Source organism: Pseudomonas sp. HOU2, from assembly GCF_040729435.1.
Lineage (GTDB): Bacteria > Pseudomonadota > Gammaproteobacteria > Pseudomonadales > Pseudomonadaceae > Aquipseudomonas.
Map to the genome: position 1 here is coordinate 510,559 of NZ_CP160398.1, position 13,329 is coordinate 523,887.

Below are 13,329 nucleotides of genomic sequence, written 5' to 3' on the forward strand. Positions count from 1 at the left end.
ATCCCCGAACATTTCCCGGTTGAGTAACCGGTTTCTGCTCAGGTTCAAAAGATCTGACGAAGAAACCGCGACGCCTCAGGCCTTATTGCTCCTCTCCCGGTTCCGGTTTGATATGGATCTCTTCAGGCATCTTGTCGTTGTCTTCGGCCCTGACCAGAACATTGCTGTCCTCGTCAATCTGATACGGCACGTCAGCCTCTACCCCGTCGATTCCGGTCTTGACCACCACATTGGTGTAGCGCTTGCCATCCCAGCAGCGAAAAACCAGGGTTGAATTCTCCCCGCCTGAAAGCGTTGAGCCGAGGCTGCCGATGAGTCGGCTGTCGGCACCGGCGGTCAACACGCAGTTTTTGCCGGCGGTCAGCTTGCTGCGATCCCCTGCCATCAGCACACAGTCGTCGCCAGCGGTAAGTTTGCTGCGATCGCCAGCCGTCAGGTAACTGTTGCTGCCTGCCAGGAGTTTGCTACGGTCGCCGGCTGTCTGGGTGCTGTCTGCGCCGGCAGTCAGCTTGCTGCGATCACCCGCCATCTGGATGCTGTTGGCGCCGGCGATCAACGTGCTACGCGAACCCGCTGTTTGCGAGCTGCCCTTGCCGGCGATCAACATACTTTTATGCCCGGCAATCTGCGTGCTTTCCTGACCCGCAATCAGCGAGCTCTTATGGCTGGCGATCTGGTTGCTGCCATATCCGGCTGTCAGGCTGCTGCGCATCCCGGAGGTCAGACTGCTGCCATACCCGGCAGTCAGGACGCTGTGCAGTCCACTGATCAGTGTGCTGCCGTAACCGGCGGTCAAATAGCTGCGAATGCCGCTGGTCAAGCTGCTGCCGTAACCGGCAATCAGCGAGCTGTCTTGCCCTGCAACCCCGGTGCTGCCGTAACCGGCGGTCAATGTGCTGTCACGCGCCGCCATCTGGGTACTGCCATAACCCGCGGTCAGCGTGCTCTCGTAGCCGGCGGTCTGCGAACTGCCGTAACCAGCCATCAGCGAACTGCCAGAACCTGCGATTTCCGTACTGCCGTAACCGGCGGTCAGGGTACTGCTGTCGAGTGCGGTGAGCGTGCTGCCATAACCCGCGGTCAGGATACTGTCGTCACCTGCGGTCTGTGTGCTGCCATATCCGGCGATCAGGGTGCTCTCGTACCCTGCGGTCGAAGTGCTGCCATAACCGGTGGTCAGCGAACTTTGTTCCTGAGCGGTCTGCGTACTGCCGTAGCCGGCGGTCAGGGTGCTGCCATAGCCTGCGGTTTGCGTACTGCCGTAGCCGGCAATCAACGAGCTTTGATAGCCAGCCGTCGAAGTACTGCCGTAGCCAGTGGTCAGCGAGCTGTTGTCCTGCGCGGTTTGGGTGCTGCCGTAGCCGGCAGTCAGGGTGCTCTCATACCCCGTTGTTTGCGTGCTGCCATAACCGGCGATCAGCGAACTGTTGAATCCCGCGGTTGAGGTACTGCCGTATCCCGCAGTGAGGGAACTGTCTTCCTGAGCAGTCTGGGTACTCCCGTAACCCGCGGTCAGGGTGCTTTCGTGTCCGGCAGTCTGGGTGCTTCCATAACCTGCGATCAGCGAACTGTCAGGCCCGGCGGTGCTCGTGCTGCCATAACCTGCTGTGAGCGAACTGCCTTCCTGTGCGGTCTGGGTGCTGCCGTAACCGGCAGTCATGATGCTTCCGTGGCCGGCAGTTTGCGTGCTGCCGTAACCGGCGATCAGCGAGCTGTCGTAACCCGCAGTTTCGGTGCTGCCGTAACCGGCAATGAGGTCACTGCTTTCCTGGGCAGTCTGAGTGCTGCCATAACCCGAGGTCAGAATGCTTTTGTAGCCGGCAGTCTGGGTGCTGCCATAACCGGCAATCAGAGCACTGCCATGACCGGCGGTTTGTGAGCTGCCATAACCGGCAGTCACCATGCTGTCTGGTCCGGTGGTGGCCGTGCTGCCGTAACCGGCGGTCAGATCACTGCCCTCCTGAGCCGTTTGTGTACTGCCGTAACCGGCGGTCAGTGAGCTTTCCTGCCCCGCAGTCTGCGTGCTGCCATAACCCGCAATCAGCGAACTGTCGGAGCCGGCGGTGCCGGTGCTGCCGTAACCGGCGGTGAGATCGCTACCGATCTGTGCGGTTTGCGTACTGCCATAACCGGCGGTCAGCGAGCTTTCGCCGCCCGCAGTCTGCGTACTGCCGTAACCCGCGATCAGCGAACTGTCGGAGCCGGCGGTGCTGGTGCTGCCGTAACCGGCGGTGAGATCACTGCCCTCTTGGGCTGTCTGGGTGCTGCCATAACCCGCAGTCAGAGAACTTTCTCCGCCAGCCGTTTGCGTACTGCCATACCCGGCGATCAGCGAACTGTCAGTACCGGCGGTGCTTGTGCTGCCATAGCCGGCAGTGAGATCACTGCCCTCTTGGGCTGTCTGGGTGCTGCCGTAACCGGCGGTCAGCGAGCTTTCGCCGCCAGCCGTTTGCGTGCTGCCATACCCGGCAATCAGCGAACTGTCGGAGCCGGCGGTGCCGGTGCTGCCGTAACCAGCAGTGAGATCGCTACCTGCCTTGGCAGTCTGGGTGCTGCCGTAACCCGCCATCAGCGAGCTCTCATCTCCGGCAGTTTGCGTGCTGCCGTAGCCTGCAATGATCGAACTGTCGGACCCCGAAGTTCCGGTACTGCCGTATCCGGCAATAAGTGTGCTGCTGTCTCCGGCGGTTTCAGTACTGCCATAACCGGCAATGAGCTGACTCTGACTGGCGCCCGTTAGCGTACTGCCATAAATCGCTGTTTCGAGCTTTTGCATTGCCCGGACGGTTGTACGCTGTTTGACCACATCGACAGGACCGCCAGCGATAACCGGGAGGGCGGGAAATGTCTCACTTGTCTCTGGTTGCACTTGAGGAAACACGAACGTCTCGATCAAATTCGTGGTTGACGCTTCATAATCCGCCGCATTCTCCGCGATGTAATTCAATGCGCTGTTGCGTGTACCCACATGGACGACTTCCGCACGGGAAAACTTCACGCCTTCGTCATCGTCGAGAAATATCAAGTCGCCTGCCGCCACTTCACACACAACCCATCGTGCATCCGCCTGCAGGCTCAGATGGGCGTCTGAACCCTGACCCCAAAGTACGCCTGTCAGGCCGTTTTCAAGTTTCCTCGTCGGCTCCCAAAACCGGCATTCCACCGATCCTGAAGCAGGCCATATCAGACCACAATGGTCGGCCATGTTATTGGCGCATGTCCTCAGAACCAGCACTTTTTCGGTTTTCATTTTGCAATACCTTTTACAACTTCGATCTCTAAAATCCTTTGGAGACAAACGTCCATTATGTATTTCCACACGCAAAACCCGCGCAGGTAACAGCGCTCGAATTAATGACCTAATTCGACTGCACAAGCCTTGAACAAAACATGAAATTCTGGCGAATCCAGGAAAACTGCCGCATCAAACCAATGTCGGGAAAATCTGAAAATACAGAGGAATGTCTATAACTGGCTGAGAGGCAGAAAAATGACTGCGAGCCATTTTATGGCTGCTCGGGGCGAAGAGAGAGGCCGTCTGGCCTTATCGAGTCGGCATGCGTCATGATTGGACAGATCCATCATTAAAAGAAGCAAAACGAAGTAGATTTCATCGATGATTAGAAATACTTAACGCCAAATACCACGGCGCACGCCCTCTTTATGCGACAAAGCCCTGAATAATCAGGGCTTTGTCGTTTACATCATGCGCATCTCGATTGCGCGACTCAGAATACTTGCGCGTCCTCGGCAATTACGCGGCAACACTCTCATGCTCACTCTCATGCACATAAACCCAGGAGATACCCGATGGCGACGTGGGGTCCAGCCGCATGAGCGCCGAATCGACTTTTTTCTTGGTGATGCCGTCTTTGACCAGATCAAATACCGTGAGGAAAAGATCCCCCGGCAGAGGCGTGATGGAAAGATTGATGATGTGCGATTCGGGGCTGCCAACGCGCTTGCCGTACAGTCCCCAAAGTCGCTCCCAGTAGTCCGCCCGGTCCATGATCTGACCATCCGTCAGGACCACTCGAAAGTCGTTCGCCAGCGCATCGTACAAAGGTTTGATGGCGCCCTCGGACTGGGAAGCCACACCGCGTGACCACGGAAAAAAGAGGTTGTACCAACGGTATACCTCAGCTTCGACGAGAGCGGCTTTATCGGATGTTTCGGTTACTCGGCTGATTGCCATCTGTGTTCTCCTTGACAAGCAAAAGGTGGCGGGGCCCTGCGTTACAGACCGGGAGTCTGGATACACATCGCCTGAGCGATGCACCGCGCCTTATTCAAGATCCTTCCTGAAATCAACACTTCAATAGTTCCTGGTAGCTCCTGTGATTTTATCGACCAGCCACAAAAGTAGTCGCTTGGCTGTCGGACTGCACCGGGAGCTGACCAACGGTTTTAGTTGCGCAGCATGAAAAGTTCGAATAGTTGGCACCGACGCAGATCACCAGGTTCCCTGCACAAAACGGTTGCGCCCCAGCGCCTTGGCGTTATACAGCGCCTGATCCGCCCCCTCGATCAACCCTCGCAGGGTTTCCAGTTGCGACCCCGAGGCCGTAGCGATGCCGATACTCACACTCAGCCGGCCGAACGGGCTGGACGGGTGCGGGATGTGCTCCTGCTGCAAGCGATCGAGGATCATCTGCGCCACCACCGCAGCACCGTCACTGTCGGTGGCCGGCATGATCACGCTCATTTCTTCGCCGCCGTAACGTGCCACCAGATCCGACGGGCGCCGTACACAACCTTCGAGGATTGTGCCGACCTTCTGCAGGCAGGCATCGCCGGCGACATGCCCGAACGAATCGTTGAACAGCTTGAAGTAATCGATATCGATCATCAGCAACGCCAGCGTCGTGCCGTCACGTTGGGCGCGCCGGGCTTCCATGGCGAGGCTCTCATCGAAGCAGCGCCGGTTGGCCAGACCGGTCAGCGAGTCTTTCATCGCCAGCAATTCAAGCTGACGATTGGATGAGAGCAACTGCTGCTGCGTCCCGCGCAACTGGTCTTCAGCCCGGGTACGCCTGCGGATATCGAGAATCAGGAACCAGCCGATGAGCCCGGTGAGCCCCAGCAACCCCGCGACCACCACTGCCGACAGCCAGGCTTCCATGCGCCACGCAGCGAGGGCTTCGCGCTTGCCGAGGGCGACCGTGGTGATCAGCGGCAACCGGTCACTCTTGCGAAAGGCATAGAGCCGCTCGACGCCATCCAGACTGGAAGTAAACGACGCGGTACCGACCGATCGATCGACCAGATACTTCTCATAGATCGGCGACTTGGAAAAGTTGCGGCCCATGTCCTGCTCGCGGAACGGATAGCGCACCAGCAACGTACCGTCGGTGTAGGACAAGCCGATGGCACCCTCCTGCCCGACATCGATCTTGCCGAACAGACGCAGGAAGTTTTCGACCCCCAGGGTAACTGCCACCACCCCGGCAAACTCGCCGTGCGCATCGTTGAAACGGCGGCTGACGGTGATCACCCACTCCTGATTGGAGCGGCTCTGAATTGGCGGACCGATAAAGGTCTCGCGACTCGGATCGTCGCGATGATGGATGAAGTAGGCGCGATCACTGCTGTTGGCCCCGACCGGAATCGGTCGATTGGAAGACATCAGCCAACGGCCCTGATTGTCGTAGATGGTGATGCCGCTGAGCTGCGGCATCAGCGGTTCCTGACGATTGACCAGTGCGCTCAAACGCTGGATCTGCGCGGGGCCGCTGCCTTCGGTTTCCAGGCGTTCGACGAGCCCGAGCAGCAGCAACGAACTCTGGCGGACGATGCCTTCGGAGTAAGTCGCCAGCGCCTGGGTCAGGTTCAAGCCATGAACGTTGACTTCCTCCAGCGCGCGCTCTCGAGAGGCCAGCACTTTCCACACCGTCAGTGACGCGAGGGAACAACCGATCACCAACAACAAAAGCACAACCAGGCGGGTATCACGCTTCACATTACTACCTTTGGGAAAGTCCGGTTTCCGTTCCTGCGGCGGGTCGAGCGACTCGATGACTGCAGCCGCGTGTCCTTGTCGCGCGCAAGGATACAAGTAGCACTGGCTGGCTGCAGCAACAGATTATGTGGCGCAAAAAACGTACTTCCGATTTGCGCGGCGTCGCCCGGAAAAACTGTGCTAAAGACTTCAGGACAGGATTTGCGCTTGGCGAAACAACGACAAGAATGCCAGACCAAACCATCGCCAGGCTTTCAGAATCCGCTTGGCGTCACCCGCCTGAAGCCAACTTTCTGACGCCTGTTTCACGACCCTTTCCCGTTGTTTTGCCAAGCATAAAATTTTGGCACTTTTGCGCAACAAGTTGACATCCAAAAGCATGCCACGGGCCACCGATATCATTAGAGTATGCGCCCTTAAAAAGGAAAGGACTCTTGATGACTCAGTCACTCTCACGGCGCGTTGTGGCGATTACCGGCGCCCTGGGGAATCTCGGCGAGACCCTGGCGGACATGGCCGCAGCCCAGGGCGCGGATCTGGTGCTGATCGATCGGGCGACGATTACGCTGCCCAGCTCGCACAATCGACTGGTCCTGTCCGGTATCGATCTGACTTCCGTTGCCGATTGCCAGGCAGTCGCCCACCAGATCAACCGCTATTTCGGCCGTCTCGATGCACTGGTCAACGGCGCCGGCGGCTATGCGTGGGAACCGCTTTTAGGCGGCGCGTTGGAGGCCTGGGATCGGCTCTACTCGCTGAACCTTCGAACCGCATTGAACGCCAGCAAAGCCCTGCTGCCGTTGCTGCTGCAATCCTCGGCCGGACGCATCGTCAATATCGGCGCGAGCATGGCGGCGAAGGCCGGACTGGGGATGGGCGCTTACGCCGCGTCGAAATCCAGCGTCCTGCGCCTGACTGAAAGCCTCGCCGAAGAACTCAAAGACATGAGCATCACGGTCAATGCCGTGCTGCCGAGCATTCTCGACACCCCGCAAAACCGGGAAGCCATGCCCGACGCCGAGCATCAGCGCTGGGTGACACCGGCGCAGCTGGCGGCGGTGATTCTGTTTCTGATTTCGGAGCAAGCGTCGGCGGTCACCGGTACCGGCATTCCGGTGATCGGGCGCATGTAGGATCTATTGACGCCGCGCGCCTTGGCGACGTCGCTTTCTTCACCTTTCGGAAAAGCAAGATCACCGGATTACCGGACTTCCCCTCCCCCCATGCGACCCGCCACTTCCAGCGCTGCCTTCGTGAACCACATCCTTGATGTCGCCGAACAATACGGCTGCGATGTTGATTGGCTGTTGCAGCAGACCGGACTCTCACGCGAGCAGTTGTCCGACTCGATCGTGCGCATTCCCATGCGCCAACTGCGTGCCTTGCTGGAACTGGCGGCACTGAGCAGCAACCTGCCGCATTTCGGCCTGTTGGTCGGCGCCGCCGTGCGCCCGGGCACCTATGGCGTGCTGGGTTATGTGCTGATGACCAGCGCGACACTCGGCGAGTCGCTGAACATGATTTTGCGATTCGGCAAGATCGTTTACGACAGCCCGTCCAGCCAGACCCGGATCGTCATCGGTGACGGCCGCGTGACGCTCGAAGATCAACGCATCAGTGAGCTGGAGCCTTACTGCGCCCTGCATCAGGAAGCGCTGATGGTCGGCTGGGCAGCGTTCGGCCGCTGGTTGATCGCCAGCAATCAGCCCATGCTGGAAGTGCGGATGATGCATCCGGCGGTGGGCGAACCGGCGCTGTATGAACACTTCTTTGGCTGTCCGGTGCAGTTCGAGGCCGGCTGCAATGCGCTGGTGTTTGCCGAGTCGACACTCTCGACGCGGATCCAGGGCGCCGACCCGCGCATGCATCGCAGCATGCTGCTGGAGGCCGACTGGCAGTTGTGTCTGACGTACCCGGCATTTTCCGTGACTGACCGCTTGCGCGCGCTGCTCACCGAACAATTGCCGACCGGCGATTTCAGCCTGAAAAGCCTGGCCCGGCAGTTGGCGATTTCGCCGCGCACCTTGCAGCGCAAACTGGCGGCTGAAGGGGAAAACTTCAATCAGGTGCTGGAAACCATGCGCATGGAACTGGCCGACCATTACCTGCGCCGGACCGAGACCAGCATCATGAACATCGCCCTGATGCTGGGTTACTCGCAGGCCAGTTCTTTCAGCCATTCCTTTCGTCAGGCCCGCGGGATTTCCCCGGTGGACTACCGCAAGTTGCTGCGCGCCAGATAAGCCCGGTCACGGCTTCAGTTCCAGCAGCGGCTGACCCTTTTTCACCACATAGGTCGCCAGTTCCACGCCTTGCTCCTGGCCAACGTTCTTCGCCACATGGGCCACGCCGGCCGGGATGAACAGTGAGTCACCGGCCTTCAGCGTGACCGCCGGCTGCCCCTCCAGTTGATACTCCAGCGTGCCGCTGAGCACGTGCGCCACCTCGACACCCGGATGCGCATGTCGCGGCGCAGCCACGCCCGGGTCGAAATCGATCCGCGCCTGCAGCACCTCGTGATCGGCGTCGCCCAGGTCCTGATGAATCAGGTCGGTACGGCTCAGACCCTGCTGCCAGCTCATGGCCTGAGCGTCCGCCGCCTGTGCCAGGCCGGTGAATGAAACCAGTGCGGCCACGGTGGCCAGAATCAGTGTGCGTTGCATGCAAATGCCCTCTCGACAGTCATGGTGTGAAGGCCTGCAGGGTGACTGCCGGGTGTAGCGGCGATGTGTCGAAAGACCCGCGTCTGGTCTCGCCGTGTATCACGCGCAACGCTGGATACACGGCCATACAAAGCACACCGGCGGTGTATCACAGTGTGTACAGGCACCCCGGCGATACATGAACTTGAATCATGGCGCTTTTTCGACATGGGCCAGATACGTCCCGGCGTTCAAATGCCTGCAAGGTTTGCCGGGCTCAGCCCGCACCTGCCCCCGACAGGATTGCCAAGGAGACTTCAGCATGAAAAACGCAGCATTCAACCGTATGAACATCCTCGCCGTGGCGCTGTTCGGCGCGCTGGCGGCGACGCAAATGCCAACGGCCGCCGCCGCACAACCGGCACCCGGCGCCCCCAACGTCAGCTATTCCGCGCCCTCGCCGTTCGGTCCGCTCAAGCATGTAAAGGCCGGACTGCTGGATGTGGCCTACGCCGAAACCGGTCCGGCGCAGGGGCCGGTAGTGATTCTGCTGCACGGCTGGCCGTACGACATTCATAGCTATGACGAGGTCGCGCCATTGCTCGCCGCCAAGGGGTATCGGGTGCTGATGCCGTATGCGCGGGGTTATGGCGACACGCATTTCCTCTCGGACCAGACACTGCGCAACGGTCAGCCTGCGGCGCTGGCCAGCGACGTGATCGACTTCATGGATGCACTGAACATCAAGCAAGCGGTGCTCGGTGGTTACGACTGGGGCGCGCGCTCGGCAGACATCGTCTCGGCGCTGTGGCCGGAGCGAGTCAAGGCATTGGTGTCAGTCAGCGGCTACCTGATCGGCAATCAGGCTGCCGGGCAGAACCCGTTGCCGCCCAAGGCCGAATTGCAGTGGTGGTATCAGTTCTACTTCGCCACCGAACGTGGCCGTGACGGCTACCGGAAAAACACCCACGACTTCGCCAGGCTGATCTGGCAACTTGCATCGCCGAAGTGGGCGTTCGATGACGCCACGTTCAACCGCAGCGCCAAGGCTCTGGAGAACCCCGATCACGTCGAGATCACCGTGTTCAACTACCGCTGGCGTCTGGGTCTGGTGCAGGGCGAACCGCGATACGCAGCGCTGGAACAGAAACTCGCCAGCGCCCCGTCGATCAGCGTGCCGACTATCACCCTTGAGGGTGACGCCAACGGCGCGCCGCACCCGGCGCCCGAGGATTACGCCAAGCGCTTCACCGGCAAGTACCAGTTCCGCCTGATCAACGGCGGCATCGGCCACAACCTGCCGCAGGAAGATCCGCAGGCGTTTGCTCAGGCGGTGATCGACGCCGATCACCTCTGAGGTCGAAGGCAGAAAACGCCTCGGTCTATTTGACCAGGCGTTTTTCCCTGGACGGTCGATAACCGAAAAACGCGCTGTAGCATTTGCTGAAATGGCTCGGCGACACGAAACCACAGGCCACCAGCACTTCCATCTGCGACAGCTCGGTGTGCTGCAGCAGGCGCCGGGCTTCGGTGATGCGCAATTCCAGGTAATAGCGCTGCGGCGTGGTGCCCAGTTGTTCCTTGAACAAACGCTCCAGCTGTCGCCGCGAGCGACCGGCATACACCGCCAGTTGTTCCAGTTCCAGCGGCTCTTCGAGGTTGGCGTCCATCAGCTTGACCACCTCGCGCAACGGTGCGCTGACGCAGAGGTTTTCATCCGGTTTGATCCGCCGATAGCGCGACTCCTCGAACGCCAGAATGTCCTCGATGCCTTCGACCAGCGCCTTGCCGTGCAGGCTCTTGATCCAGTCCAGCGCCATATGGAAAGCCCCGGACGGACTGGAAGCCGTGAGCCGGTCGCGATCGATCACATAAGGTTCGCTGCTGACCTGGGTGGCTTTGGCAATTTCCGTCAGCGCGGGGCGATGCTCCGGGTGGATCGCGCAACGATAACCATCGAGCAGTCCGGCGCGGCCGAGAAACCACGCACCGTTCCACAAACCGGCCAGACTGACCCCGCGCTCCGCCGCCGAGCGCAGCAGGTTGCTCAACTCTTCACTGGCCTTCAGCTCAGTGCGGTAGCCGCCGCACACCACCAGCAAGTCCAGATCCGGAAGACTGGCCATATCAATTCGCGCGTCCGGGCGAATCACCAGCCCCAGATCGCTGATCACCTCACCCTCGCCCAGCCCGAACGTGCGCGAGCTGAACAGACCGGCGCGCAACAGGTTGGCAGTGATGATCGTATCCAGCGCCTGGGTGAAGGCCGGCAGCGAAAAGTGTTCCAGCAACAGAAAACCCGTGCGAGTGAGGCGTGAATCTGCAGATTGCTCATTCAGATAGCGGAGATTTTTACCCTTCATGCCTCCGCTGAATTGACGTCGTTCGATCAAGGTCTGGCCCATCGGTCATGTTGTTATGCGCCGATAGTTGGCTCGATGGGCCAAAGAGTCAATCACGCTTGCGGCTGATGACTGGTCACGCAGTGAATCCCGCCACCACCGGCAGCGATCGCATCGATGTTGAGCAGCTCGACTTTGCGCTCCGGGTACAGCTTCGACAGCAGGTCATAAGCCTTTTTGTCCGCCTCCTTGTCACCGAACTCGGGGGCGATGATCGCGCCGTTGATCACGAAGTAGTTGATGTAACCGGCGGCGAAATCCGGGTTGTTCTGGTTGAACTTGCTTTTGCGCGGCTTGAGCGGTGGCGAAATCGTGTGGATCTGCAGTGGGCGACCATCCGCGTCGGTGGCTTTCCTGAGGATTTCCAGGTGCGCCAGCGTGACCTGGTGATCGTAGGATTCGGGGTCGCTGTCGAGGTTGGCAATCACCACGCCGGGCTTGATGAACCGCGCATAGAAATCAACGTGGGCGTCGGTGATGTCCTTGCCCTTGATCCCCGGCAGCCAGATGATTTTGCGCAGGCCCAGACGTTCCTTCAGTTCAGCCTCGACATCGGCCTTGCTCCAGCCTGGATTGCGGTTGCTGTTGATCCAGCTGCTCTCGGTCATGATCCCGGTGCCGTGGCCATCGACTTCGATGCCGCCGCCCTCGCCCACCAGTTCACTGCGCAGGTACGTCGCCTGTGCGTCGGCGGCCACTCGCGCAGCGATTTTCGCATCCTTGCTGTGCCGCTGCTTGTTGCCCCAACCGTTGAAATTGAAGTCCACCGCGCCAAGCCCGCCTTTGTCATCGATGACAAAATTGGCGCCGATATCGCGCATCCAGATGTCGTCGAGCGCGGCGGTCACGTAGGTGACGTTGCGGGTGCCGCAATACTCTTCGGCGAGGCTGCGTTCGCCACTGCGACACAACACCGTAACCGGCTCATAACGGGCAATGGTGCGGGCGATGCGGCCCAGTGCGGCCTGCACATCCGCAGTGAAATCTTCCCAGATTGCGTCCTGTGCGCCGAAAGCGATGAAGGCGCGTTCGTGCCTGTCACCCTCGTCGGGCATGAACCAATCCCCTGCGCTGGCCGCCAGCAGTCTGCCCGGCGCCAGGCCAAGGCCCATGACCGCGGCGCTGACACCGGTGGCAACCGATAGCTGTTTGATGAACTCACGACGTGTCGACATCTCTGGTTTTCCTGAAAAGGGCCGGCGACCGGGCGCCGGCGGTTGAATCATGGCTGAGTGGCGGTTTTGAATTTGGTCCAGGTGCGCATCCGTGCACGCATGTCGGCCTGGGGAATGTCCTTGCCCGGGATCAATCGAGCATAGGTCGCCTCGTCGAGGTAGATGTCCGGGTTGTTGCGCATTGCCGCATCGACGCTGGCCCGTGCCTTGGCGTTGGAAGTCGGGTAACCGGTGAAGTTACTGATCGCCGCCATGTTTTCCGGGCGCATCACGAAGTTGATGAACGCGTAGGCGTATTCCGGGTGTTTCGCATCGACGGGAATCGCCATGGTGTCCATCCACACCGTGGTGCCTTCACGGGGGATGCGGTACTCGAATTTTGTGGTCTTGCCAGCGCTGTCCGAGGTGCGTTGGGCTTGGGTCATATCGCCGCTGTAACCCAGCGACAGGCACAGGTTGCCGTTGACCAGATCGGTCACCGGTTGCGACTGAAATTTGCGCACGTACGGCCGCAGCTTCATCAGCACCTCACTGGCCGCTGCCAGATCCACCGGTTTCGCACTACGCGGATCGCGGCCCAGATAATTGAGCACCACTGCCAGCACTTCATCCGGCGAGTCGATCAGCGAAATCCCGCAATCGGCAAACTTCGCCGCCAGCTCCGGTTTGAACAGCATGTCCAGGCTGTTGACCGGCGCGTCGGCCATGCGTTGTTTGATCTGCGCCGCGTTGTAGGTCAGACCGATGGTGCCCCAGGTGTAGGGCACGGTGGCTTTGCTGGAATGCTCGTAGTGACCGCGCAATTTCTGCAATCCGGGTTCGATGTCGGCCATCTCCGTGAGCTTCGATGGGTCCAGCGGCATCAGGCTGCCGGCACGCATCAGGCGCTCGGCGACAGTGTCGCCGGGGAAGATCAGGTCGTAGCCGCTGCCGCCAGAGAGCATCTTCGCTTCGAGGGTTTCGCTGCCGTCCATGACGTCGTAGATCACCTTGATCCCGGTTTCGGCGGTGAAGCGGCTCAGGGTGTCTTCGGCAAAGTAATCGGCCCAGTTGTACAGCCGCAGGGTTTTGTCCTCGGCATGCAGCGCCGGGATCACGCAAGTCAGGGCCAGGCCCAGAACGCCGAGCAGTCGTTTGTGATGCGTAGCCAT

General features: G+C 60.0%; 10 protein-coding genes. 3 read left to right on the plus strand and 7 right to left on the minus strand.

From position 1 onward, the window contains the following. Positions 1-82: 82 nt before the first annotated feature. From ABV589_RS02225 to ABV589_RS02235, 3 genes are all read right to left on the minus strand, one after another. Positions 83-3,250: an Ice nucleation protein gene (locus tag ABV589_RS02225; protein ID WP_367084683.1), complete on the minus strand. Its 3,168-nt coding sequence runs from the start codon at positions 3,248-3,250 to the stop codon at positions 83-85. A gap of 504 nt (positions 3,251-3,754) precedes the next feature. Next, positions 3,755-4,195, minus strand: coding sequence for a hypothetical protein (locus ABV589_RS02230; RefSeq protein ID WP_007969289.1), 441 nt, complete (start codon positions 4,193-4,195; stop codon positions 3,755-3,757). Between the two features lie 258 nt (positions 4,196-4,453). Beyond that, positions 4,454-5,959 (minus strand): sensor domain-containing diguanylate cyclase, encoded by a 1,506-nt coding sequence (locus ABV589_RS02235; RefSeq protein WP_367084684.1) that lies wholly within the window; start codon positions 5,957-5,959, stop codon positions 4,454-4,456. Between the two features lie 437 nt (positions 5,960-6,396). Here ABV589_RS02235 and ABV589_RS02240 point away from each other — a divergent pair, with 437 nt between their 5' ends. Both ABV589_RS02240 and ABV589_RS02245 read left to right on the plus strand, forming a co-directional pair. Further along, positions 6,397-7,092 (plus strand): SDR family NAD(P)-dependent oxidoreductase, encoded by a 696-nt coding sequence (locus ABV589_RS02240; protein ID WP_367084685.1) that lies wholly within the window; start codon positions 6,397-6,399, stop codon positions 7,090-7,092. Positions 7,093-7,182: 90 nt separating this feature from the next. Beyond that, a complete protein-coding gene (locus tag ABV589_RS02245) occupies positions 7,183-8,202 on the plus strand; it encodes an AraC family transcriptional regulator (RefSeq protein WP_367084686.1) in 1,020 nt (339 codons plus the stop codon). 6 nt (positions 8,203-8,208) lie between these two features. On the opposite strand, the gene ABV589_RS02250 is transcribed toward ABV589_RS02245, so the two are convergent. Then, positions 8,209-8,622 carry a cupin domain-containing protein gene (locus ABV589_RS02250; RefSeq protein ID WP_367084687.1) on the minus strand — a complete coding sequence of 138 codons (414 nt, stop codon included), beginning with the start codon at positions 8,620-8,622 and terminating at the stop codon, positions 8,209-8,211. Positions 8,623-8,923: 301 nt separating this feature from the next. On the opposite strand from ABV589_RS02250, the gene ABV589_RS02255 reads away from it, so the two are divergent. Continuing rightward, positions 8,924-9,958 (plus strand): alpha/beta hydrolase, encoded by a 1,035-nt coding sequence (locus ABV589_RS02255; RefSeq protein WP_367084688.1) that lies wholly within the window; start codon positions 8,924-8,926, stop codon positions 9,956-9,958. A gap of 25 nt (positions 9,959-9,983) precedes the next feature. Here ABV589_RS02255 and ABV589_RS02260 read toward each other — a convergent pair whose 3' ends face one another. From ABV589_RS02260 to ABV589_RS02270, 3 genes are read right to left on the minus strand one after another with little or no spacing between them, the layout of a single operon-like run. Further along, entirely contained in the window at positions 9,984-11,006 is a 1,023-nt protein-coding gene (locus ABV589_RS02260) for a GlxA family transcriptional regulator (RefSeq protein WP_367084689.1), read from the minus strand. A 50-nt stretch (positions 11,007-11,056) separates the two neighbouring features. Further along, a complete protein-coding gene (locus tag ABV589_RS02265; RefSeq protein WP_367084690.1) occupies positions 11,057-12,178 on the minus strand; it encodes an agmatine deiminase family protein in 1,122 nt (373 codons plus the stop codon). Between the two features lie 47 nt (positions 12,179-12,225). Beyond that, complete coding sequence (locus ABV589_RS02270) at positions 12,226-13,329, minus strand: extracellular solute-binding protein (RefSeq protein WP_367084691.1); 1,104 nt, start codon at positions 13,327-13,329, stop codon at positions 12,226-12,228.